We start from the raw sequence: 22,411 nt of genomic DNA, 5'->3' as shown, positions 1-22,411 counted from the left end.
CCCCACCGCCCGGACACCCTGTATGCACGCCGACGACCGCGTAACCATATTCGACACCAGCCTGCGTGACGGCGAGCAGTCGCCGGGCTGCAGCATGACCGCGCCACAGAAGCTGCGCTTCGCCCGCGCGCTGGACGAGCTGGGCGTGGACGTGATCGAGGCAGGCTTCCCGGCCAGTTCCAGTGCCGACCTGGAAGGCGTGCAGGCCATCGCCCGCGATGTCCGCAACGCCTCCATCGCCACTCTCGCCCGCTGCCACGACGGCGACATCGATGCCTGCGCCCGCGCGCTGGAGCACGCACACAAGCCGCGCATCCACGTATTCATCTCCACCAGCCCGCTGCACCGCGAACACAAGCTGGGCCTGAGCCGCGAGCAGGTGCTGGAGCGCGCGATCCTCGGCGTGGAGCGCGCCCGCCGTTACGCGGATGACGTGGAGTTCTCGGCCGAGGACGCGCTGCGCACCGAGCACGACTTCCTGGTGGAGATCAGCAGCGCGGCGATCGCCGCCGGCGCTCGCACCATCAACATCCCCGACACCGTCGGCTACACCACTCCGGCCGAGATCCGCGCCCTCTTCGAGCACCTGCGCGCCAACGTGCGCGGTGCCGAGCGCGCGGTGTTCAGCACGCACTGTCACAACGACCTTGGCCTGGCCGTGGCCAACAGCCTGGCCGCGATCGAAGGCGGCGCGCGACAGGTGGAATGCACGATCAACGGCATCGGCGAGCGCGCCGGCAACTGTGCGCTGGAAGAGCTGGTGATGGCGCTGAACGTGCGTCGTGGCTACTACAACGCCCACACCGGCATCGACACCCGCCGGCTGGTGCCCACCTCGCGCCTGCTGTCGCACATCACCGGCATGGCAGTGCAGCGCAACAAGGCCATCGTCGGCCAGAACGCGTTCGCCCACGAATCGGGCATCCACCAGCACGGCATGCTCAAGCACCGTGGCACCTACGAGATCATGCACCCCGAGACCGTGGGCTGGTCGCAGTCGCAGATGGTGCTGGGCCGACACAGCGGCCGCGCAGCGCTGAAAGACCGGCTGCAGACGCTGGGTTTCGAGTTGGACGAAACGCGCTTGAATGCAGTGTTCGGCGCGTTCAAGGCGCTGGCGGAGAAGAAGCGCGAAGTATTCGATGCCGACCTGGAAGCACTGGCGCTGGGCAGCGATGGCGCCCCCGTTCGCGGCTACCGGCTGGCACGCCTGCACGTCAGCACCGGCGCGACCGGCGACTCATTGCCCACCGCCAGCGTGCAGGTGGTCGAGCCCGATGGCCAGGTGCTGAGCGAGGCGGCCGTCGGGGATGGTCCGGTGCATGCACTGTTCGCCGCGCTGTCGCGCGCGACAGGGCTGCAGTTGCAGGTCGACCACTACCAGGTCTCCAGCGTCACCACCGGCGACGACGCGCAAGGCCAGGCCCGCGTCACCGCGCACCATGGCGACCGCGAATACATCGGCTCGGGCACCAGCACCGACATCGTCGAGGCCAGTGCGCTGGCGTGGCTGGACGTTGCCAACCGTGTGCATCGAAGCCAGCGCCATGGCGATCGGGCCAAGCACCCGTTGCCCGAGGTGGCCCTCGCATGACATCGCCCAACTCCCCCCTACCGACGCCCGCCCCCATGACCGACACCACCCCCAAGACCCTGTTCGAGAAGCTGTGGGACGCCCATCTGGTCGAGTCCGAAAGCGACGCCGCGCCTGCGGTGCTGTACATCGACCTGCACTTGATCCACGAAGTCACTTCGCCGCAAGCCTTCACCGAGCTCGAGTCCCGCGGCCTGCCGGTGCGGCGACCGGACCTCACCAAGGCCACGATGGACCACTCCACCCCGACGCTGCCGCGCCGCGCGGACGGCACGCTGCCGTACTACAGCGTGCAGGCCGAGGCACAGGTCGAAACCCTGGCGCGCAATTGTGCCCGCCATGGCATTGAACTGTTCGACCTGGACAGCGAATACCGTGGCATCGTCCATGTCATCGGTCCCGAGCTGGGCCTGACCCAACCGGGCATGACCATTGTCTGCGGTGACAGCCACACTGCCACGCATGGCGCGTTTGGTGCATTGGCATTCGGCATCGGCACCAGCGAGGTCGGCCACGTGCTGGCCACCCAGTGCCTGCTGCAGCGCAAGCCGAGAACCCTCTCCATCACCGTCGAAGGCGAGCTGGCACCCGGCGTCACGGCCAAGGACATGATCCTGCACGTGATCGGCGTCATCGGCGTCAACGGTGGCACCGGCTCCGTCATCGAGTACCGTGGCTCGGCCATCCGTGCCTTGTCGATGGACGAGCGGATGACGGTGTGCAACATGTCGATCGAGGCCGGCGCCCGCGCGGGGTTGGTCGCACCGGACGACATCACCTTCGACTACCTGCGTCGCACCCCGCGCGCGCCGCACGGCGAAGCATTTGACGCTGCCGTTGCGCAGTGGAGGACGTTGCACAGCGATCCCGGCGCACGCTTCGACCGCGAGGTGTTCATCCACGCGCGCGACATCGCGCCGACGGTCACCTGGGGCACCCATCCGGGCCAGGTCACGACCATCGAAGCGCCACTGCCTGCGGCCAACGGTGGCGACGAAGCCAAGGCGCTGGCGTACATGGGCTTCACCGCGGATGCGCCGGTCGCCGGGCAACCGGTCGACGTGGTCTTCATTGGCAGTTGCACCAACTCGCGACTGAGCGACCTGCGCGTGGCGGCCTCGGTGCTGCGCGGACACAAGGTGCATCCACGCGTGCGCTTGCTGGTAGTGCCGGGCTCCGAGCAGGTCAAGCGCGACGCGGAAGCCGAAGGCATCGACGCCGTCGTCCGCGCCGCCGGTGCCGAGTGGCGCGAACCGGGCTGCTCGATGTGCATCGCCATGAACGGCGACCTGGTCGGACCCGGCCAACTGGCCGTGTCCACCAGCAATCGCAATTTCGAGGGCCGCCAGGGCAAGGGCGCACGCACCGTATTGGCCTCGCCACTGACCGCGGCCGTGTGCGCCGTCACTGGCGAGATCACCGATCCGCGCACCTTCACCCGCCACGAGGCCGAACGCCATGTCGCCTGAGCGCTCGCCTGCCCCCATGAATTCCGAGGACCGCCGCCCATGAGCGCCTTCACCCAACTGCACTCGCGCACCGTGGTACTGCGCGAGCGCAACATCGATACCGACCAGATCATCCCCGCGCGCTTCCTCACCACCACCGAGCGCCAAGGCTTGGGCCAGCACGCCTTCAGCGACTGGCGCACGTTGCCCGATGGCACGCCCAACCCCGAGTTCCCGTTCAACGATCCGGCCAACGCCGGTGCGGCGATCCTGGTGGCTGGCCGCAACTTCGGCTGCGGGTCTTCGCGCGAACACGCGCCGTGGGCGCTGAGCGACCTGGGGTTGCGCGCGGTGATCAGCGCCGAGATCGCCGACATCTTCCGTAGCAACGCACTGAAGAACGGCCTGCTGCCCGTGGTGCTCGAAGAGAAGATCGTCGACGAACTGCTGGCCAATCCCGGGCTGGAACTGCACATCGACGTCGCACGGCGCGAAGTGATGCTGCCGGACTTCCGCACTTTCCGCTTCCCGCTGGACGCCTTCGCCCAGACCTGCCTGATCGAAGGTGTGGACCAGCTGGGTTACCTGCTCAAGCAGGCGCCGGCGATCAGCCGCTTTGAAGCTGCGCGGCACGACACCGCGCGTAACGGCGACACCGCATTGGCGGATCACGTCGATGCCACCTGGCGCGGCCTGGCCGACTCCAGCGTCGCTTCCCGCGCGAGCGCCTCCAGCGCTTCCCAAACCGCCGCCGAGGTACAACATGCAAGCTGAAATCGTCGTCCTGCCCGGTGATGGCATCGGCCCCGAGGTGACCCAAGCGGCGGTGCGCGTGCTGCGCGAAGTCGGCGAACGCTACGGCCACCGCTTCATCACCCGCCAACACCTGATCGGCGGCGCGGCCATCGACGCCACCGGCGAACCCCTGCCCGCCGCGACGCTGGACGCCTGCCGCAAGGCGGACGCCGTACTGCTCGGCGCCGTCGGTGGCCCCAAGTGGTCCGATCCGCAAGCCAAGGTGCGGCCCGAACAGGGCCTGCTCGCCATCCGCAAGGCACTGGGCCTGTACGCCAACCTGCGCCCGGTGAAACCGCACCCGGCCGCGCTGGGCGCCTCGCCGATCAAGCCACACCTGCTCAACGGCGTCGACCTGCTGGTCGTGCGCGAGCTCACCGGAGGCATCTACTTCGGCGACAAGACCCGCAGCGGTGACACCGCCAGCGACCTGTGCACCTACACCGTCGCGGAGATCGAACGCGTGGTGCGCCGCGCCTGCGAGCTGGCACGCCAACGCCGCAGCCACGTCACCTCGGTGGACAAGGCCAACGTGCTGGAGACCTCGCGGTTGTGGCGCGAAACCGCCACCCGCATCGTCCGCGACGAGTTCCCCGACATCACCCTCGAGCACCAGCTGGTCGATTCGATGGCCATGCACCTGCTGGCCAAGCCGCGCGAGTACGACGTGATCGTCACCGAGAACATGTTCGGCGACATCCTCACCGACGAGGCCTCGATGCTCGCCGGCTCGCTGGGCCTGCTGCCCTCCGCCTCGCTGGGCGAAGGTCGCGTTGGCCTGTACGAGCCGATCCACGGCTCCGCGCCGGACATCGCCGGCCGCGGCATCGCCAACCCGTACGCCACCATCCTCAGCGTCGCGATGCTGCTGCGCCACTCGCTCGGCCTGGAGGACGAGGCCAAGTGCGTGGAACTGGCCGTGTCCCGGGCACTGGACGACGGCCAGTTCACCGGCGACCTCGCCGGCGGCAGGCCCGCGATCGGCACCGATGCCGCGGCGGCGGCCGTGATCCGGCAGTTGCAGATTGAGTGCCACGCGGTGGTGATGCGCGATTGAGGGCCCGCGCGTAAGGTGCCCGGGCCTCGGTCCGGGCACCTTCGTGGTCGGCGCGACCAGTGTTGACCCGGCCGCGGTTTGCGCGTCAACCGCACCAGCGGCTACGGTGGCGCGATGAAAACTTCCTTACGCCACTTTGCCCTGCCGCTGGCGCTTGCACTGGCCGGTTGTGCCACCCCGCCGCCGCCCCACCCTCACAGCGCATCGATCGCAGCGCCATCCAGCACCCCAGCCGATGCCTTCCTGTCGAAGCTGCGGCCGTTGTGCGGAAAGGCCTTTGCCGGACGCATCGTGGCCGACACGCCCGCACCCACCGGTGCCGACCCGTTCGTCGGCAAACCGCTGGTCATGCATGTGCGCGAGTGCGGCGCGGATGAGATCCGCATCCCCTTCCACGTCGGCGAGGATCGCTCGCGCACCTGGGTGCTGACCCGCACCGCCGCCGGTCTGCGTCTGAAGCACGACCACCGCCACGCCGACGGCACTGCGGATGCCACCACGATGTACGGCGGTGACACCGCCAACGCCGGTAGCGCCGAGCGCCAGGAATTCCCGGTCGACAGCGAATCGCAGGCGCTGTTCACCCGCGAAGGCCGCGCCGTGTCCAACACCAACACCTGGGCGATGGAGGTGCACCCCGGCCACAGCTTCGTCTATGAACTGGCACGACCGGGCCGGCTGTTCCGCGTCGAGTTCGACCTGACCCGACCGATTGCGCCGCCACCCGCCCCCTGGGGCAGCGCGCACTGAGTGCGGACGAAGAAGGCGCCTCCTGGGCGCCTTCTTCATCTGGGCGGCGGCGCCGCCCTGCTAACCCACGTCCGCAATGGCCCCGCCCCCAAAGGAAGCAGTGCCGCGCCGACTCCAGCGCGAGGTTCAGGCCGCCGGCACCTTCACCCGGAACCACGCCGCGTACAGCGCCGGCAGGAACAACAACGTCAGCGCGGTGGCCACCAGCAGGCCACCCATGATCGCCACCGCCATCGGCCCGAAGAACGCGCTGCGCGACAGCGGGATCATCGCCAGGATCGCCGCCAGCGCAGTCAGCACGATCGGACGGAAGCGGCGCACCGTGGCCTCCACGATCGCCTGCCACGGCTCCGCCCCATCGGCGCGGTCGTGCTCGATCTGGTCGACCAGGATCACCGAGTTGCGCATGATCATGCCCGCCAGCGCGATCGTGCCCAGCATCGCCACGAAGCCGAACGGCACGCGGAACACCAGCAGGAACAACGTCACCCCGATCAACCCCAGCGGCGCCGTCAGCAGCACCATCACGCTGCGCGAGAAGCTGCGCAACTGCAGCATCAGCAGGGTGAACACCACGAACAGGAACAGCGGCATGCCGGCGTTGATCGAGTTCTGCCCGCGCGCCGAATCCTCCACCGTGCCGCCCACCTTAATTGAATAGCCGTACGGCAGCGTCGCGCGGATCGGGTCGAGCGTCGGCGAGATCTGCGCCGCCACCGTCGCCGGCTGCGTACCGTCGTAGATGTCCGCACGCACGGTCATCGTCGGCTCGCGGTCACGGTGCCAGATGATGCCTTCCTCGAAGCCGTACTCAAGCGTGGCAATCTGGCTCAATGGCACGGCGCGCCCATTGGCCGTCGGCACCGCCAGGCTGCCCAGCATCGACAGGCTCAGGCGCTCTTCCTCAGGACCGCGCAACAGCATCTCCACCAGCTCATTGCCTTCGCGGTAGGTGCTCACGTGCGAGCCAGACAGCGAACTCGACAGGAACTGCGACAATCCCGCCGAACTGATGCCCATCGCCCGGGCGCGCTCCTGGTCCACCTGCAGGCGCACCACCTTGCTCGGCTCGTCCCAGTCCAGGTTGACGTTGGCCACGTGCGGGTTCTCGCGCAGCTTCTCGCGCACCTGGTAGGCGATCGCGCGCACCCGCTCAACATGCTCGCCGGACACGCGGAACTGCACCGGGTAACCCACCGGCGGGCCGTTCTCCAGGCGGGTCACGCGCAGTTGCAACTCGGGGAACTGCGGAATCACCTCGTTGATCACCCAGCTACGGATCGCCTCGCGCGCCTCCACGCTCTCCGGCATCAGCACGAACTGCGCGAAGTTGGCCGCCGGCAACTGCTGGTCCAGCGGCAGGTAGAAGCGCGGCGAACCGGTGCCCACGTAGGCCACGTAGTTGGTCAAGTCCTTGCGCGTCTTCAGGATCGCCTCCAGCCGCTGCGCCTGAGCGGTGGTCGCCTTCAGCGAACTGCCCTCGGCCAGCTCCATGTCCAGCATCAGCTCCGGCCGCACCGAATCCGGGAAGAACTGCTGCGGCACGAACCGGAACAGCAGCACCGAGGCCACGAACGCGCCGGCCGTCACCGCCAGCACCGTCTTGCGGTAGCGCACGCACCACAGCACCCAGCCGCGGAAACGCTGGTAGAAACGGCTAGCGTACGGGTCGTGCGCATGCCCGTCGTGCACCGGCTTGGGCGCGATCAGGTCGTGGAACGCCGGGTGGCGGTCGGCCCACGCCAACCGCTTGCGGTGCCACCAGCCGGCGAGCGTGCCCGATGCCGGCGGCTGCGCCGCCTTCTGGAAATCCGGCAGCAGCTTGTCGCCCAGGTACGGGATAAACATCACCGCCGCCACCCACGACACCAGCAGCGCGATGGTCACCACTTCGAACAGCGAACGCGTGTACTCGCCGGTGCTCGACTGCGCGGTGGCAATCGGCAGGAAGCCCGCAGCGGTGATCAACGTGCCGGTCAGCATCGGGAACGCGGTGCTTTCCCATGCGAACGCCGCCGCCTTCAAGCGGCTGAAGCCCTGCTCCATCTTGATCGCCATCATCTCCACGGCAATGATCGCGTCGTCCACCAGCAGGCCCAGCGCCAGCACCAGCGCGCCCAGCGAGATCTTGTGCAGGCCCACGCCGAAGAAGTCCATGACCGCGAAAGTCATGGCCAGCACCAGCGGGATCGACAGCGCCACCACCAGGCCGGTGCGCAGGCCCAGCGAGAAGAAGCTGACCAGCAGCACGATGGCCACCGCTTCGCTCAACACCTTCACGAACTCGCCCACCGACTCCTTCACCGCCGCGGGCTGGTCCGCGACCTTGCGCAACTCCATGCCCGCCGGCAGCGTCTTCTGCAGCGCCGCGAATTCGGTCTCGAGGGTCTTGCCCAGTTTGAGGATGTCACCGCCTTCCTTCATCGACACGCCGATGCCGATCGCGTCCTCGCCCATGAAGCGCATGCGCGGCGCCGGCGGATCGGAGAAGCCGCGGCGCACCTCGGCCACGTCGCCAAGGCGGAACGTGCGGTCGCCCACCCGCACCGGGAAGGCACGGATCGCATCCACCGACTGGAACTTGCCGCCCACGCGCAACGCCACGCGCGTGCTGCCGGTCTCGAAGAACCCGGCCGGCACCATTGCGTTCTGCTGGTCCAGCGCGTCCTTGACCGCGCTTACCGGTACGCCCAGCGTGGCCAGCTTGGTGTTGGACAGCTCGATCCACACCTTCTCGTCCTGCACGCCGAACAGTTCGATCTTGCCCACGTCCGGCACCCGCTGCAGCGCCAGCTGCACGCGGTCGGCGTAGTCCTTCATCACCGCGTAATCGAAGCCCTTGCCGGTCAGCGCATAGATGTTGCCGAAGGTGTCGCCAAACTCGTCATTGAAGAACGGGCCCACCGCATCGGCCGGCAGCAGCGGCTTGAGGTCGCCGACCTTCTTGCGCACCTGGTACCACAGCGGACCGATCTCCTTGCTGCGCATCGAATCGCGCGCCATGAAGATCACCTGCGACTCACCGGGCCGCGAATACGAGCGGATGAACTCGTACTGCCCGGTTTCCATCAGCTTCTTCTCGATGCGTTCGGTGACCTGCTGCGCCACCTCCTCAGCGGTCGCGCCCGGCCACAGCGTGCGCACCACCATCACCTTGAAGGTGAAGGCCGGGTCCTCGCTGCGGCCCAGCTTGAGGTAGGACAGCGTGCCGGCGATCGCCATCACCAGCATCAGGTACACGACCAGGCTGCGATGGCGCAGCGCCCATTCGGACAGATTGAAGCGCATGGTCGCGTCCTCAGCGCTTCGCCGCGGCGGAGGCCGCGCCGTCGGCCGCAACCGGCGTCAGCACCGGACGGTTGTCGCGGTCCACCGGCACCACCTTCTGCCCCGCGCGCAACAGGTGGCCACCGGCGGTGACCACCCAGTCGTTGGCCGACAGGCCGCTGCGCACTGGCGCGCGCTCGTCGCCATACGGCCCGACCTGCACCGGCTGCAGCTTCAGCGTCGCGCTCTTCGCGTCCACCACGAACACCGCCGCCGCGCCGCCGGTTCGCTGCAGCGCCGACAGCGGCACGCTCAAGGTGCCGTTGCCGTTCTTGGGCAGGTACACGCGCGCACTCTGGCCCAGTTCCAGCGCGCCCTCCGGCGCCTCCACGCTCACCCGCGCGGCATAGGTGCGTGAGGCGGGGTCGGCGGCCGGTGCAATCTCGCGGAGCTTGCCCGGCCAGCGCTCACCCGGCTTGGACCACACTTCCACCAGCATCGGCAGGCCCGGCTTCACTTGCGCCACCGCGCCCTCGGGCACGGCAAACGCCACTTCGCGCACGCCATCGGCGGCCAACGAGAACACGGCCTGTCCCGCGCCGACCACCTGCCCGGCCTCGGCGTTGCGTGCGGCGATCACGCCATCACTCGGCGCACGCAGCTGCGTGTACCCGGCCTGGTTGCGCGCCACGTCGAGGTTGGCGCGCGCGGCGTTGACCTGCCCCTGGGCGGCGGTGGCGGCGGCATTGGCGGCATCCAGCGCGGAGCGGCTGACCAGTTGCTGTCCGGCCAACTGCGCGAGGCGCGCCTGGTCGGCACGCGTGCGGCCCAGTTCGGCCTGCGCGGCCGCGAGTTGCGCCTGCGCGGCGCGCGCCTGTGCCTGCAGGTCGCCCGCATCCAGCACCGCCAGCAACTGGCCGCGGCGCACGTGGTCGCCCACGTCCACGTGACGCTCGATCAGGTTGCCGCCCACCCGGAACGACAACGGGCTTTCCTCACGCGCACGCACCTCGCCGGCGAAGGCCGCCACCGCGTGGTCACTCTCGGTGGGGTGCGCCACCAGCACCGGACGGGGCGCCTCCTCGGGTGCGGCCTCCTTGCCACAGGCCGCCAGCAGGAGCGCGGCGGCCAGGGCCGGCGCTGCGGTTCGGAGGAAAGCGCCGTGGGGGGGGCGACTGCGCATCGGGGCCTCAGGCTGAATTAATGAACTTGCCGGTACTGTATAAATATCGAACTCGATAGTCTAGTATTCAGTCATGTCCCCAGAACGCATCCCCGCCACCGCCAAACCGTCGGGACCGGGCCGCCCCAAGGACCTGGGCAAACGCGCGGCCATCCTCACCGCGGCCACCCGCTTGTTCATCGAACAGGGCTTTGACGGCGTGAGCATGGACCAGATCGCCGCCGCGGCCGGCGTGTCCAAGCTGACCGTGTACAGCCACTTCGGCGACAAGGAGACCCTGTTCGTCGCCGTGGCCCGCGCCTACTGCGAGCAGCAGGTGCCGTCCTCGCTGTTCACCGCCGAGCCAGGGACTCCGGTGCGCGAGCGCCTGCTCGCCATCGCCCGGGCCTTCTACGCCATGGTCAGCAGCCCGGAGGCCGTGGCCGGGCACCGCTTCCTGTGCAGTCCGCAGATGTCGGGCAGCCCGCTGCCGCAGGTGTTCTGGGAAGGCGGGCCAATGCGCGTGCAGGGCGAATTCGCCGCGTTGCTGGACCGGCGCGTGGCCAGCGGCGAGTTGGACATCCCCGACACCCGCGTGGCCGCGTCGCAGTTCTTCACCCTTCTCAAGGGCGAGCCATACAACCAGCTGGTGTTTGGCTGTTGCAGCGTCGCGCCGGACGTGGAAGCCCACCTGCAGGCCTCGGTGGAGATGTTCCTGCGCGCCTACGCGCGCCCGCTCCCCGGCACGACCGCCTGACGCCCGGGATGACGGCCTCCCTGCGCACACGCCGCACGTTTCGGGGCCGGTCGCTGGCCACCGTCTCCACTGCAGCCCGCGTGGTGCCGACAGTCCCGGTGACTTCCGGCACTCAGTGCGCCCCCGTCCGGCCGGCGATCCTGTCATCCCCGGCCGACATGGCCGACACCCCAGCCACCTCCCGGTACAATTCGCGGTTCCACCCCCGCGAGACAGCACCATGACGATCGATTACGCCCACGCCCGTGAACTGATGGTCGAACAGCAGGTTCGGCCGTGGGACGTGCTGGATGCGCGGGTGCTGGAGGTGCTGGGGACGTTGCCGCGCGAGGACTTCATGCCGGACGCACAGCGCCAGCTGGCCTACGCCGACGTGCCGCTGCCGCTGGGCGAAGGCGAATTCGCGCTCAAGCCGGTGATCGTCGGCCGCGTGCTGCAGGCGCTGGCGCTGGATGGCAGCGAGGACGTGCTTGAGATCGGCACCGGCAACGGTTACCTGACTGCCTGCCTGGGCCGCCTGGCGCGCGACGTGGTCAGCGTCGAGCGCGATGCCGCGCGCGCCGCCAGCGCCGAGACCGCGCTCAAGGCCCAGGGCATCAACAACGCGCAGGTGGTCAATGCCGACGCGCTGGCGTGGGACACCCCGCGCAAGTTCAGCGTGGTCTGCATCACCGGCGCGGTCGACACCATCCCGCAGAAATTCATCCACTGGCTGGAGCCGGGCGGACGCATGTTCGTCGTGCGTGGCCGCTCGCCAGCCATGGAAGCCGTGTTGCTCCACAACGACGTCAACGGTCCGCGCATCCAATCGTTGTTCGAGACGGACCTCCCCTACCTTGCCGGCGCCGCGCCCGCGCCTGCCTTCGAGTTCTAAAAGGACCCCCGCATGATCCGTCGCCCGCTCGTACTCGCCATGGCTGCCGCCGTAGGCACCGCCACCCTGCTTCCGGCCACCGCCTCGGCGGAAGACCTGATGCAGACCTACGAGCTGGCACGCGCCGGCGACCCGCAGTTCGCCGCCGCCGAGTCCAACCGCCTGGCCACCCGCGAAGGCGCGGTGCAGGCGCGGGCGGCGATGCTGCCGCAGGTCAACGGCAGCGCCACGCTGCAGCGTTCGCGCAGCGAAGGACCGGCGACGCAGACCCAGTTCGACCCCGACACCGGCACCCAGATCCGCTTCAGCGGTGACAGCGAGTCGGAAACGACGTCGCGGCGGCTCGGCATCAACCTCGACCAGATGGTCTACGACCATTCGCGCTTCACCACGCTCAAGGGGCAGAAGGCGCTCAGCCGAGCCGGTGACTTCACGCTGACGGCCGAGGGCCACTCGCTGATCACCCGCACCTCGGCTGCGTACTTCAACGTGCTGGTTCAGCTGGAAACGCTGGCCGCCGCCGAGGCCGCGGAAACCGCGTTGAAGAAGCAGTTCGACTACGCGTCCAAGCGCCTGGAAGTTGGCCTGGCCCCGATCACCGACGTGCACGAGGCGCGAGCCCAGTTCGACAGCGCGCGCGCCAACACCATCCTGGCCCGCAATGCGGTCGAGGATGCGTACCAGGCCTTGTCGGAGATCACCGGCCAGCCGATCCGCACGCTGAAGGCGCTGCCCAACGACTTCCAGCCCAGCGCCCCCGAAGGCCGTGACATCAACGGCTGGGTTCAGGCCGCACTGGAGAACAACCCAGCGTTGGCAGCCACCCAAGCGCGCGTCGATGCGGCCAATGCCAGCGTTGACACGGCCCGCGCCGGCCACCTGCCCACGCTGTACGCCGGGGCCGGTTACAACGACAGCAAGAGCTGGGGCGAGAACACCTTCAGCGGCAGCTTCGGCGGCAACCAGTTCTCCTCCACCAATCCCATCGACAGCGAGAGCCGCGGCCCGTCCATCGGTCTGACCTTGTCGGTGCCGATCTTCTCCGGCGGCGCGACCCAGTCGCGCGTGCGCCAGGCGCTGGCCCAGCGCGACGCCGCGCAGGATGGTCTGGAGCAGCAGAAGCGTTCGCTGGAACGCAGCACCCGCAATGCCTACCAGACCGTCATCGCCGGCATCAGTGAAGTCGAGGCACGCCGCCTCGCGCTGGTCTCGGCACAGAGCGCGTATGACGCGTCGCAGGTCGGCCTGGAAGTGGGTACCCGTACCGTGCTGGACGTGCTCAACAACCAGCGCAACCTGTTCAATGCGCAGCTCGCCTTCGCGCAGGCCAAGTACAATTTCCTGCAGAGCCGCCTGACTCTGGAACAGGCCGCGGGCACCCTCGACGCCGAGGACCTGCAGGACATCAACCGCCTGCTCACGGTGGACGTGCAGGCGCCCGTCGCGCCCTGACCGTCACGTCGCGGCCTGCCCGCCGTCCAGACCCCTCGAACGGCCCGCCGCGTGCGGGCCGTTCGCGTTTCATGCCGCTGGCAGCGGCGGCAATGCCGGTTGCAGCAGGATCAGCGTCTGCGCCAGTGCGCCGCGGCCGCGCTCCACGAGGTGGCGCCCGGCGTCGGCCATGCGTTGACGCTCGGCACTGTCGGCCAGCAGGGCCGCAAGCGCCGCGCCCACCCCATCGGCATCCTGGCCCACGCGCAAGGCGCCGGCTTCGTCCAGCCGCCGCGAGATCTCGACGAAGTTGTGCAGATGCGGGCCGGTGACGATCGCCACGCCCGCCGCCGCCGGTTCCAGCAGGTTGTGCCCGCCAATCGCCTGCAGGCTACCGCCCACGAAGGCCACATCGGCACAGGCGTAGAAATGCTGCAATTCACCGAGCGTGTCGATCACGAACACGTCATCCTGCGCCCCGGGCCAGTGCGAGCGCGAGCGCGTCGCCACCTGCCAACCCAGCGCCCGCGCATTTTCCACCACCCCGCGGAACCGCTCGGGGTGTCGTGGCGCCCATAGCAGCAGCAGGTCTGGATGTCGCGCGCGAAGCTGCCGATGGATCGCCAGCACGGCGGCCTCCTCGTCGGAATGCGTGCTGGCGGCGATCCACACCGGGCGAACGCCGGCGGACCCACGGCATTCGCGCGCGAATGCGTCGAGCGTGTCCGGAATCGCCACGTCGAACTTCAGGTTGCCAACTTCGGTCACCTGCCCGCTGCGCGCGCCCAGCCGCACGAAACGGATCGCATCCGCCGCCGACTGTGCGGCCACGCGCGATACCGTGCGCAGTGCACGCCCCACCAGCGGCGCCAGCACGCGATAGCCCTTCAGCGAGCGCTCCGACAGGCGGGCGTTGAGGATGAAGGTGGGCACGCCATGGTCGCGGCAGCCGAACAGCAGGTTCGGCCACAGCTCGGTTTCCATGATCAGCGCCGCGCACGGGCGGTAATGCCGCAGGAAGCGACCCACCGCACCGGGCAGGTCGTAGGGCAGATAGACGTGCTCCACGTCGGCGCCCCACAACGCCTGCACCCGCTCGGACCCGGTGGGGGTGATGGTGGTGACCAGCAGGCGCAGGTCGGGGCGTCCGCGGCGCAGCGCATTCACCAGCGGCACCGCGGCGTTGACCTCGCCCACCGACACCGCATGCACCCACAGCGTGCGCGCGAACGGCGTCGCGCCCCGATAGAGGGCGTAGCGCTCCGGCCAGCGATGGAAATACGCCGGTTGCCGGAAGCCGCGCCACACCAGGTGATAGAGGGTGATCGGCACCAACACGTAGAGCGCGGCCGAATACAGGCCGCGCAGCAGGCGCTCGAGGGGGTCTGTCCGCATCGCGAAAGGATAGCGAAGCCGGCCCCGCCGTGGTGCGACACCGGCATCACCCGCATCGCGACGGTAGAATCGTCCGATGCCCACGCCGCCCGCGATGCCCTCGCCGCCCCTTGCGCCCCGCCACTGGCCGACCTGGCTGGGCATCGGCACGCTGGCCGCACTGGCGCGCATTCCGTGGCCGCTGCAGCGCGCCATCGGTCGTGGGATGGGCCACATGCTGCGCCTGGCCCTGCCTTCGCGACGCCGCATCGCCGAGCGCAACATCGCGCTGTGCTTCCCCGAACTCGACCAGGGCGCGCGCGATGCGCTGCTGCGTCGCCACTTCGCCGCGCTCGGCATCGGCGTGTTCGAGTTCGCGCGCGCGTGGTGGGGGTCGGTGGCGCCGTTGCGCCGCGGGCTGGTGGTGGAGGGCCTGGAGCACATCCAGCAGGCGCATGCCGCCGGCCGAGGCGTGATCGTCGTGTCGGGACACTTCACCACGCTGGAAGTGTGCGGCCGGCTGATGTGCGACTTCGTGCCACTCGCGGGCATGTACCGGCCGCATGCCGAGCCGGCAATGGAGTGGGCGGTCAAGCGTGGCCGCCTGCGCTATGCCGCGGCGATGTTCACCAAGTCGGAATTGCGGCCGGTGGTGAAGCACCTCAAGCAGGGTGGGTTGCTGTGGTACGCGCCCGACCAGGACCCCAGTCGCGGCGACGCGGTGTACGTGCCGTTCTTTGGCCGCCCCGCGCACAGCCTGACCTCTACGCACCAGCTGGCGCGCCTGTCCGGCGCGGCGGTGATCGCCTACGGCCACGAGCGCCGCGCCGATGGCGGCTACACCCTGCGGCTGTCGCCGGTGTTCGATGGGTTCCCGTCGAGCGATGCCACCGCCGACACCGCACGGGTGATGGCGGCGATCGAAGCGATGGCGCGGCGCGCGCCCGAGCAGTATCTGTGGATCCATCGCCGCTTCAAGCGCCAGCCGGACGGCCGCTCGCCTTACCAGTGAGACACGGGGATGGAAGAGCGCGACAACGTTCTGGTGATCAAGCTCGGGGCGCTGGGTGACATCGTGTTCGCCGACGGCGCGCTGCAGGACATCCGCGCGTGGCATCCGGGCGCGCACATCACGCTTCTGACCCGCCGAGGATCGGCCGCGCTGATGCAACGCTGCCCGTGGGTCGACGCGGTGATCGCGGACGACAATGCGCCGCGGTGGCGGCTGGATCGCATGCTTGAGCTTCGCCGGCGTCTGGCCGCGGGCAGCTTCAAGCATGTCTACGACCTGCAGAACTCACGACGCACGCGGTTCTACCGCCGCTGGATGTCGCCACCGGGCGCAACATGGTCCCAGGAGCCACCCGACACGCCAAAGGCACGGGCCGTGGCGACCCGCCACGCCGCGCAACTTGCCGCGGCCGGCGTCACCGCGGCCCATGCCGAGCGCCCCTCGCCGGGCTGGATCGCCGACGACGTCGGCCCCCTCCTGTGCGAAGTGGACATCCACGCGCCGTTCGTCGTGCTGCTGCCCGGCTCATCGGCAAGGAATCCCCACAAGCGCTGGCCGGACTACGCGCGCTGCTCCCAGTTGCTGTCCGCGCACGGGCTCAACGTGATCACCATTCCCGGCATTGATGAACCCGACCTGGGCGAAGGGTTTGCGGGCACGGTGTTGCGGACCCAAGGCAGGGTCCTGAACCTGCATGAACTTGCCGGCGTGCTTGAAGCCGCCTCCGTGGTGATCGGCAACGACAGCGGCCCCACGCATCTGGCGGCATGCCTGGGCACCCGCTGCGTGGTGTTGTTCGATAGTGGCAGCCCCGCGCGCCTCACCACCGGCGTCGAGACGCGCGATGCAATTTGCCTTACCGCCAGTCCACTAGCCTCGCTCCCGGCCGAAGCCGTCGTCGAAGCAGCGTTGCGTCAGTTGTCGCTGGCGACGACGGGAGCGTCCGCCGAGTTGGCCAGCAAACTACCGGCGTAAAGCGCCGCCAACAGCAACGTGAAACCGCCCCAGAAGGTGGAGTAGAACGCCAGGTGGGTGTTCAACGGGAATACCGTCACCCCCAACGCCAGCATTGCGGGGCGCGCCCGCTCGCGCGCGGCCGCGGGTGAGAATCGCCACGCCCGCCACGCCATTGCCGCGCCTGCCAACCACATCAGCAGGCCAAAAGCCCCCGTCTCGCTGAGAATCTCCAACACGATCTGGTGGGCGTGGAACGCGGGGCCCGTGCCCCATGCAGCCAGCTTGCCGCGGTCCGCATCGCACCCCGGGAATGCGTCACGGAATCCGCGCGCGCCAACCCCGTTGAACGGATGCTCGCGCGCCATGCACGCCGCCGCGGACCATATCCGGGCCCGGCCCGACAAGGCCTGGTCCACCCCGGCCTCATCCGCGCTCCACGCATGCGCGGTGCGCGCCATCCGCTCGCGCACGTGCGGCGAAGCGATGCCGAGTGCGACCAGCGCGACTGCACCAAATGCCAGGGTCAGTGCCAGCTTCTTCCAGCCCAGCAACCGCCAACCCGAGCACACCAGCACCAGCGCAAAGGTCAGCCAGGCGGCACGCGCGCCCGCAAGCATCACCACCAGGCCAACCAGCACGACCGAAACGACCCAGCCCGCCACGCCCAAGCGGCTGGCCGCTGCATACAGCAGGAAGGGCGACAGGCTGGCCACCACAACACCCAGCTTGAGGTTGCACGGGCCGAGCACGCCACTGAGGCGGTCCAACGCTGCCACCTCGGCGGCACTGCACATGCCATGCCCGCTGATCGCGTGCTTGATTGCATCGATGCCGAAGAACAAGGGACTGGTGCCCGTCATCGCCTGCAGCAGTGCGTCCATCACCCAGACGGCAAGGATGACCCCCAGTCCACCGAAGGTCACCCGTCGTCCGCGCTCGTTGGCCACGGCCGACGCCGCCAGCCACAGGAATGGGAGGTAGCGCAGGTCTTCAGCCGTCTGGGTAAAGGCGTGTGCGCGATCGACTGCATCAAACGCCGACACCAGCTCCGGCAGCCAGTAGGCGAAGAACAGTACGCTGGTCAGCGCCCACGCCTGATGGCTCAACAACTGGTCGCCGCCGCGGAAGCGTGACAGCAGCAGCTTGGCCATCGCCACCAGCGCACCCAGGGCCAGCACCGCCTCGGCATAGCCGGGGGCAGGCCACAGCGCCACATGCGCGAGGATCCAGGCCGGGGCCCAGCGCCAACCCTGCACCGGTTGCGGGGGCACGCTGGCGACCGGTACCCGGCCCGGGTCAGTGGACAAGTTCGGCGTAGACGGCAAGCGTGGCCTCCTGCATCGCAAGCAAGGTGTGCGGCATCGTAACGGGTGGCGAAGGCGGATGGGTGAGCAGGCGCTGCGCGGTGGCCCGCAGCGCATCGCGCTCGAACGGAGGCACTGCGCCTTCGGGCTGCAGCGTGCGCAGCAGCTCGCCCACGCCGCCGTGGGCCCAGCCCAGCACGGGCCGCCCCACGCCCAACGCCTCGACCACCGTGCGGCCAAACGCCTCCGGCTTGCGCGAAAGCTGTAGCACCAGCGCGCTGGCCGCATAGGCGCGGGCGATGGCATCGGTGGGCGGGGTGAAGGCCACGCGGTCGGCCACGCCCAAACCCGCCGCCTCGGCTTCCAGCTCGGCGATGTAGGCCTCACGGCCCGCTTCGCGCGCGCCGGGCAGCCACAGGCACGCCTCGCATCCGGCCGCCTTCAAGTCAGCCAGCAAGGTCAGTGCATCGCCGTGGCCCTTGAGACGGGTACCGCGTCCCGGCAGCAGCAGCACCGGAGCCTCTCCGCGCAGCGCAGGGTGCTGGGCACCCGCCCAGGCGCGGGCCTGGGCGTCCACTCCCGGCACGCGTGCAAACGCCCTCGGATCAATGCCGCGCGGAATCACCCGCAGGTGCCCGCGAGGAGTGTCGGGATAATGGCGCAGCACGTATTCGCGCACCGTGTCGGACACGCAGATCACGCGTTCGCCGCTCGCCATCACGGCGCTGTAGCGCGATGGCGAGTTGAGGCCATGCACGGTGGTGACCCAATGCGGTCGCGACTGGGCCGGCAGACCGCGCAACGCCAGCCAACCGATCCAAGCCGGCAAGCGCGATCGCGCATGCACGATGTCCACGCGTTCGCGCTGCAGCAGGGCGCGCAGGGTACGCACGTGGCGCAGGGTCAACAGGGATTTGCGGCCGATATCCAACGCCACATGCTCGGCACCACTGTCCCGCAGGCGCGGCACCAGCCGTCCACCCGCGGACACGACGATGGCGCGGTGGCCTGCCGCAACCAGCGCTTGGGCGATCTCAAGCGTGGAACGCTCCACCCCGCCGGACTCCAGCGCGGGCAGCAACTGCACGACGGTCAGGCGCGCGGACACGCGTCGTCGCGGCGTGCGGGCCGGGGCTCAGTCTTCCAGCACGTAGTGCGCGCCGCAGTACGGGCACTGGCACTCGCGCTCGGCTTCGATCGGCAGGTACACACGCGGGTGCGAGTTCCACAGTGCCATCGAGGGCAGCGGGCAGCTCAACGGCAGGTCGCTGCGGTGCACGACATAGCGCTGCTCGGCATTGGCCTGGGTGGGATGGGCGTTGGCTGCGGTCATGGCGGTAGGTGGAAGCAGTGCGGCTTGGAATCGCAGTTTACCAGTGGCCGACGCCGGGCGACCGCTGGAAAGGGCTCAGTGCGGCAGATCGAACAGCAACACGTCGGCGCGGCCGGTTCCGCGGCCGGTCAGTTGCAGGCGGCCGGCTTCGTCGGCAAAGCCCAGCGCGTCCCCGGCGGTCAGTGGGCGGCCATTGGCCTCGATCTCTCCGCTGACGACGTGCAGCCAGTACAGGCGGCCAGCATCGAGCGCGTAGTCCACGACTTCGTCCGCGGCCAACAGCGTGCCCAGCACGCGCGCGTCCTGACGGATCGGCAGGCCGCCCGCGCGTCCGTCCGCGGAGGCCAGCGTGGCCCAGGCGCCATGACGGTCGGCCGGCTCGAAGGCCTGCTGCGCATAGGTGGGCGCGGCATTCACCCGGTCGGGCTGGATCCAGATCTGCAGGAAATGCACCGGCGCGTCCTGCGACGCATTGAACTCACTGTGCTCCACGCCGTGGCCGGCGCTCATCCACTGCAGCTCGCCCGGCCTGATCACGCCACCGCCGCCGCTGCTGTCCTGGTGCGACAGACCGCCCTCGAGCACGTAGCTGAGGATTTCCATGTTGGCGTGACGGTGCGGCGGGAAGCCCGCGCCGGGGGCGACGCGGTCTTCGTTGATCACCCGCAGCGGGCCGAAGCCCATCCAGGCCTTGTCGTAGTAGTGGCCGAACGAGAACGTGTGCCGGCTCTCGAGCCAGCCCGTGCGCACGTGGCCGCGGGCCGAGGATGGGCGTTCGATGATCATCCGTGCAGTTTAGATGATCATTCGCGCGGCGGATTACTTGCGCTTGGCCTTGCCCTTGGCAGCCGGCGCGGCGGCTTCGACCTTCGGGCCCAGCGCCTCGGTGGTGATGCGGATGGTCACCGCGTCGCTGACGTTGGGGGCATACAGGCCGACGCCGAAATCGGTGCGCTTGATGGTGGTGGTGGCATCGAAGCCGGCGGCCAGCTTCTTCGCCATCGGCTGCTCGCCGATCTTGTTGATGGTCACGTCCAGCACCACCGGCTTGGTGGATTCCTTGATGGTCAGGTCGCCGAACACACGCAGCTTGCCGTCGCCGGCGGCCTCGACCTTGGTGCTCTTGAAGGTGATGGCCGGGTACTTGGCGGCGTCGAAGAAATCGGCGCTGCGCAGGTGCTCGTCGAACGCGCCGACGTGCGAGTTCAGGCCGGCCATCGGGATGGTGACGTTGACCGAGGACTGCCCGACGTTGTCGGCGTCATACACGATGGTGCCGTCGACCTGGCCGAAATGCGCGATCGGGTTGGAGAAGCCGAAGTGGCTCCAGCTGGCGGTCACGTCGGTGTGGTTGGGGTCCATCTTGTAGCTGACGGGCGCGGCGAAAGCGGCGGCGCTGGCGGCGAAGAGGGCGGTGGCAAGGACAAGGCGCTTGAACATGGGGGTGGGGCTCCGGGCGGGTGGTGGGATCGGGGGTGGGGGGATGATTCGACGGCTGGGGGCCTTGGTTCGCCATCCCCGGACCAAGTCAGGGGCAGCGGCACGGGCCAGCCGGGGCGGGGGCGATGGCGCGGTCGCGACGGGCAAAGCGCCACCGAGGGGGGTCAGAGGATCTGCGCGGCCTCGTCGAACGGCAGGCGCGGCGAACGCGGGAACAGCTTGGTCGCATCGCCATACCCGAGGTTGACCAGGAAGTTGGACTTGATCCGGGTGCCGGCGAAGAACGCCGCGTCGACCTTGGCGTTGTCGAAACCGGACATCGGGCCGCAGTCCAACCCCAGCGCGCGTGCGGCGAGGATCAGGTAGGCGCCCTGCAGGCTGCCATTGCGCAGGCAGATGGTCTCCAGCACCTCGTCGGGCTTGGTGTCGAACCAGCCCTTGGCGTCGGTGTGCGGGAACAGGTACGGCAGCTTCTCGAAGAAGGCCAGGTCGTAGCCGACGATCACAGTGACCGGCGCGGCTATGGTCTTGGCGTAGTTACCTTCATCCAGGGCCGGGCCGAGCTTGGCCTTGGCCTCGGCGGACTTCAGGAAGACGAAGCGCGCCGGCGAGGAGTTGGCGCTGGTCGGGCCCCACTTGGCCAGTTCGTACAGCTGGCGCAGGGTGTCGTCGCTCACTTCGCCGCCCAGCTCGTTGTGGGTGCGGGCGGTGGTGAACAGTTGCTCGAGCGACGCGGTGGGCAGGGTCCGGGACATCAGTAACTCCGTGGGTGCCGCGCCGGGTGACGCGACCGATGGCGGAAAGTGTAGAGTCTCGCGTGCAGCGATACAGTGACGCTTCTCGGAACGGATTGATGACAAACGTGCAACAACCAGGCCGTTTCGAGAGTCCCGGACGTGCGCGTGCCGCCATCTGGACACTGACTGATGGTGCCGCGGGCAATGTGCGTCAGGCCGAGGCCTTGGCCGCTGCGATGGGTGCCGGCACGGCCACGTGGACGCTGCAGGCCCGCACGCCTTGGCGCTGGATGGCCCCGTACCGACTGCCCGGCGCGCGCATGGCGTTCGGACCGGCCTTTGCCGCCGCGTTGGAACAACCGCCACCGTTGGTGATCGGCTGTGGCCGGCAGGCCGCGCTGGCGACCCGGTTGGCACGCGCGCACGGGGCACGGGCGGTGCAGATCCTCGATCCGCGCCTGCACCCGGCGCACTGGGACCTGGTAATCGCGCCCAGCCATGACCGCCTGCGCGGCGACAACGTGATCCCGGTGATCGGCAGCCTGCACCCGGTCGACGACCTGTGGCTCGCCGCCGCGCGCCGCGACTTCGCGCACCTGGGCACGCTGCCGGGCCCGCGCACCGCGGTACTGGTGGGCGGGGCGACCCACGGCGGCGGCTTCGACGTAGGCGATTTCGACCGTTGGCTGACCGCACTGGTGGCCTACGTCCGGGGCGAGGGCGGCAGCGTGCTGGCCAGCACCTCGCGGCGCACGCCAGCGGCGGCGGTCGCGCGCTTGCAGGCCCGGCTCGAAGGGGTGCCCGGCGTTCTGTGGACGGGGCCTCCCGCCGATGAACCACCCAACCCCTACCCCGGCCTGCTGGGCTGGGCCGACCGGATCGTGTGCACGGCGGACTCGGTGAACATGCTGTCGGAAGCCGCGGCGACCAACGTGCCGGTGTACGTCGCCGGCCGGGCGCAGGGACGGCCGCTGCGGTTCGTCGAACAGTTGCAGGCGCTGGGCCGGGTGCGACCGTTGACCACGCAACCCGAACCCTTCGCGGCCACCGCGCTGCGCGAGACCGCCCGGGTTGCCACCGAAGTGCGACAACGACTGGGTTGGCTCGCGTTGGACTGAG

General features: G+C 69.2%; 19 protein-coding genes and 1 pseudogene. 11 read left to right on the top strand and 9 right to left on the bottom strand.

What is annotated here, in order from left to right; all coding sequences use genetic code 11:
* The first annotated feature begins 22 nt into the window (after positions 1-22).
* The 5 genes and pseudogenes from N800_RS07535 to N800_RS07515 all read left to right on the top strand — a co-directional run bounded on the left by N800_RS07535 (position 23) and on the right by N800_RS07515 (position 5,644).
* Positions 23-1,594, top strand: coding sequence for a 2-isopropylmalate synthase (locus tag N800_RS07535; protein ID WP_036136629.1), 1,572 nt, complete (start codon positions 23-25; stop codon positions 1,592-1,594).
* A gap of 35 nt (positions 1,595-1,629) precedes the next feature.
* Positions 1,630-3,063, top strand: coding sequence for a 3-isopropylmalate dehydratase large subunit (gene leuC / locus N800_RS07530; protein WP_036136627.1), 1,434 nt, complete (start codon positions 1,630-1,632; stop codon positions 3,061-3,063).
* Between the two features lie 39 nt (positions 3,064-3,102).
* Positions 3,103-3,672, top strand: a pseudogene (gene leuD, locus N800_RS07525) (3-isopropylmalate dehydratase small subunit); the annotation flags it as partial.
* A gap of 133 nt (positions 3,673-3,805) precedes the next feature.
* Complete coding sequence (leuB, locus tag N800_RS07520) at positions 3,806-4,894, top strand: 3-isopropylmalate dehydrogenase (protein ID WP_036136626.1); 1,089 nt, start codon at positions 3,806-3,808, stop codon at positions 4,892-4,894.
* Positions 4,895-5,008: 114 nt separating this feature from the next.
* Positions 5,009-5,644 carry a hypothetical protein gene (locus N800_RS07515; RefSeq protein WP_052108032.1) on the top strand — a complete coding sequence of 212 codons (636 nt, stop codon included), beginning with the start codon at positions 5,009-5,011 and terminating at the stop codon, positions 5,642-5,644.
* Between the two features lie 126 nt (positions 5,645-5,770).
* Here N800_RS07515 and N800_RS07510 read toward each other — a convergent pair whose 3' ends face one another.
* Positions 5,771-8,932, bottom strand: a complete 3,162-nt coding sequence (locus N800_RS07510) for an efflux RND transporter permease subunit (RefSeq protein WP_036136624.1) — start codon at positions 8,930-8,932, stop codon at positions 5,771-5,773.
* 10 nt (positions 8,933-8,942) lie between these two features.
* Positions 8,943-10,094 carry an efflux RND transporter periplasmic adaptor subunit gene (locus N800_RS07505; protein WP_052108012.1) on the bottom strand — a complete coding sequence of 384 codons (1,152 nt, stop codon included), beginning with the start codon at positions 10,092-10,094 and terminating at the stop codon, positions 8,943-8,945.
* Positions 10,095-10,167: 73 nt separating this feature from the next.
* On the opposite strand from N800_RS07505, the gene N800_RS07500 reads away from it, so the two are divergent.
* The 3 genes from N800_RS07500 (at position 10,168) to N800_RS07490 (ending at position 13,156) form a co-directional block, all read left to right on the top strand.
* Positions 10,168-10,830, top strand: coding sequence for a TetR/AcrR family transcriptional regulator (locus tag N800_RS07500; RefSeq protein ID WP_036136623.1), 663 nt, complete (start codon positions 10,168-10,170; stop codon positions 10,828-10,830).
* 220 nt (positions 10,831-11,050) lie between these two features.
* The gene (locus N800_RS07495; RefSeq protein ID WP_036136622.1) at positions 11,051-11,704 is read left to right on the top strand and encodes a protein-L-isoaspartate O-methyltransferase family protein; all 654 of its coding nucleotides are present in this window, start codon (positions 11,051-11,053) and stop codon (positions 11,702-11,704) included.
* Between the two features lie 12 nt (positions 11,705-11,716).
* Positions 11,717-13,156: a TolC family outer membrane protein gene (locus tag N800_RS07490; protein ID WP_036136620.1), complete on the top strand. Its 1,440-nt coding sequence runs from the start codon at positions 11,717-11,719 to the stop codon at positions 13,154-13,156.
* Positions 13,157-13,225: 69 nt separating this feature from the next.
* On the opposite strand, the gene waaA is transcribed toward N800_RS07490, so the two are convergent.
* On the bottom strand, positions 13,226-14,530 hold the full coding sequence (gene waaA, locus N800_RS07485; RefSeq protein WP_036136617.1) for a lipid IV(A) 3-deoxy-D-manno-octulosonic acid transferase: 1,305 nt from the start codon (positions 14,528-14,530) through the stop codon (positions 13,226-13,228).
* 76 nt (positions 14,531-14,606) lie between these two features.
* On the opposite strand from waaA, the gene lpxL reads away from it, so the two are divergent.
* Together lpxL and N800_RS07475 are read left to right on the top strand one after the other, a co-directional pair.
* Positions 14,607-15,521 carry an LpxL/LpxP family Kdo(2)-lipid IV(A) lauroyl/palmitoleoyl acyltransferase gene (gene lpxL, locus N800_RS07480; protein WP_052108011.1) on the top strand — a complete coding sequence of 305 codons (915 nt, stop codon included), beginning with the start codon at positions 14,607-14,609 and terminating at the stop codon, positions 15,519-15,521.
* Positions 15,522-15,530: 9 nt separating this feature from the next.
* Positions 15,531-16,496, top strand: coding sequence for a glycosyltransferase family 9 protein (locus tag N800_RS07475; protein ID WP_052108010.1), 966 nt, complete (start codon positions 15,531-15,533; stop codon positions 16,494-16,496).
* Here N800_RS07475 and N800_RS07470 read toward each other — a convergent pair.
* The 6 genes from N800_RS07470 to N800_RS07445 all read right to left on the bottom strand — a co-directional run bounded on the left by N800_RS07470 (position 16,436) and on the right by N800_RS07445 (position 21,310).
* Positions 16,436-17,749, bottom strand: coding sequence for an O-antigen ligase family protein (locus N800_RS07470; RefSeq protein WP_036136691.1), 1,314 nt, complete (start codon positions 17,747-17,749; stop codon positions 16,436-16,438). The two genes, N800_RS07475 and N800_RS07470, sit on opposite strands and share 61 nt — an antisense overlap.
* 25 nt (positions 17,750-17,774) lie before the next feature.
* On the bottom strand, positions 17,775-18,890 hold the full coding sequence (locus N800_RS07465) for a glycosyltransferase (RefSeq protein ID WP_036136615.1): 1,116 nt from the start codon (positions 18,888-18,890) through the stop codon (positions 17,775-17,777).
* A gap of 27 nt (positions 18,891-18,917) precedes the next feature.
* Positions 18,918-19,115, bottom strand: coding sequence for a zinc-finger domain-containing protein (locus N800_RS07460; protein ID WP_036136612.1), 198 nt, complete (start codon positions 19,113-19,115; stop codon positions 18,918-18,920).
* 75 nt (positions 19,116-19,190) lie between these two features.
* Complete coding sequence (locus tag N800_RS07455) at positions 19,191-19,901, bottom strand: pirin family protein (RefSeq protein WP_036136609.1); 711 nt, start codon at positions 19,899-19,901, stop codon at positions 19,191-19,193.
* A 33-nt stretch (positions 19,902-19,934) separates the two neighbouring features.
* The gene (locus N800_RS07450) at positions 19,935-20,555 is read right to left on the bottom strand and encodes a YceI family protein (RefSeq protein ID WP_036136607.1); all 621 of its coding nucleotides are present in this window, start codon (positions 20,553-20,555) and stop codon (positions 19,935-19,937) included.
* Between the two features lie 164 nt (positions 20,556-20,719).
* Entirely contained in the window at positions 20,720-21,310 is a 591-nt protein-coding gene (locus N800_RS07445; RefSeq protein ID WP_036136605.1) for a malonic semialdehyde reductase, read from the bottom strand.
* Between the two features lie 98 nt (positions 21,311-21,408).
* Here N800_RS07445 and N800_RS07440 point away from each other — a divergent pair, with 98 nt between their 5' ends.
* Positions 21,409-22,410, top strand: coding sequence for a mitochondrial fission ELM1 family protein (locus N800_RS07440; RefSeq protein ID WP_052108009.1), 1,002 nt, complete (start codon positions 21,409-21,411; stop codon positions 22,408-22,410).
* Position 22,411 lies beyond the last annotated feature (1 nt).

It is taken from the genome of Lysobacter daejeonensis GH1-9, from assembly GCF_000768355.1.
Taxonomy (GTDB): domain Bacteria; phylum Pseudomonadota; class Gammaproteobacteria; order Xanthomonadales; family Xanthomonadaceae; genus Aerolutibacter; species Aerolutibacter daejeonensis.
The sequence above is the reverse complement of the archived record's forward strand: the minus strand, read 5'-3'. Positions and strand labels throughout refer to the sequence as shown.

What these genes read in the sequence shown, in the direction of transcription:
- N800_RS07535 (WP_036136629.1), top strand. Translation starts at nt 23, where the DNA reads ATGCACGCCGACGACCGCGTAACCATATTCGACACCAGCCTGCGTGAC.
- leuC (WP_036136627.1), top strand. Translation starts at nt 1,630, where the DNA reads ATGACCGACACCACCCCCAAGACCCTGTTCGAGAAGCTGTGGGACGCC.
- leuB (WP_036136626.1), top strand. Translation starts at nt 3,806, where the DNA reads ATGCAAGCTGAAATCGTCGTCCTGCCCGGTGATGGCATCGGCCCCGAG.
- N800_RS07515 (WP_052108032.1), top strand. Translation starts at nt 5,009, where the DNA reads ATGAAAACTTCCTTACGCCACTTTGCCCTGCCGCTGGCGCTTGCACTG.
- N800_RS07510 (WP_036136624.1), bottom strand. Translation starts at nt 8,932, where the DNA reads ATGCGCTTCAATCTGTCCGAATGGGCGCTGCGCCATCGCAGCCTGGTC.
- N800_RS07505 (WP_052108012.1), bottom strand. Translation starts at nt 10,094, where the DNA reads ATGCGCAGTCGCCCCCCCCACGGCGCTTTCCTCCGAACCGCAGCGCCG.
- N800_RS07500 (WP_036136623.1), top strand. Translation starts at nt 10,168, where the DNA reads ATGTCCCCAGAACGCATCCCCGCCACCGCCAAACCGTCGGGACCGGGC.
- N800_RS07495 (WP_036136622.1), top strand. Translation starts at nt 11,051, where the DNA reads ATGACGATCGATTACGCCCACGCCCGTGAACTGATGGTCGAACAGCAG.
- N800_RS07490 (WP_036136620.1), top strand. Translation starts at nt 11,717, where the DNA reads ATGATCCGTCGCCCGCTCGTACTCGCCATGGCTGCCGCCGTAGGCACC.
- waaA (WP_036136617.1), bottom strand. Translation starts at nt 14,530, where the DNA reads ATGCGGACAGACCCCCTCGAGCGCCTGCTGCGCGGCCTGTATTCGGCC.
- lpxL (WP_052108011.1), top strand. Translation starts at nt 14,607, where the DNA reads ATGCCCACGCCGCCCGCGATGCCCTCGCCGCCCCTTGCGCCCCGCCAC.
- N800_RS07475 (WP_052108010.1), top strand. Translation starts at nt 15,531, where the DNA reads ATGGAAGAGCGCGACAACGTTCTGGTGATCAAGCTCGGGGCGCTGGGT.
- N800_RS07460 (WP_036136612.1), bottom strand. Translation starts at nt 19,115, where the DNA reads ATGACCGCAGCCAACGCCCATCCCACCCAGGCCAATGCCGAGCAGCGC.
- N800_RS07455 (WP_036136609.1), bottom strand. Translation starts at nt 19,901, where the DNA reads ATGATCATCGAACGCCCATCCTCGGCCCGCGGCCACGTGCGCACGGGC.
- N800_RS07450 (WP_036136607.1), bottom strand. Translation starts at nt 20,555, where the DNA reads ATGTTCAAGCGCCTTGTCCTTGCCACCGCCCTCTTCGCCGCCAGCGCC.
- N800_RS07445 (WP_036136605.1), bottom strand. Translation starts at nt 21,310, where the DNA reads ATGTCCCGGACCCTGCCCACCGCGTCGCTCGAGCAACTGTTCACCACC.
- N800_RS07440 (WP_052108009.1), top strand. Translation starts at nt 21,409, where the DNA reads ATGACAAACGTGCAACAACCAGGCCGTTTCGAGAGTCCCGGACGTGCG.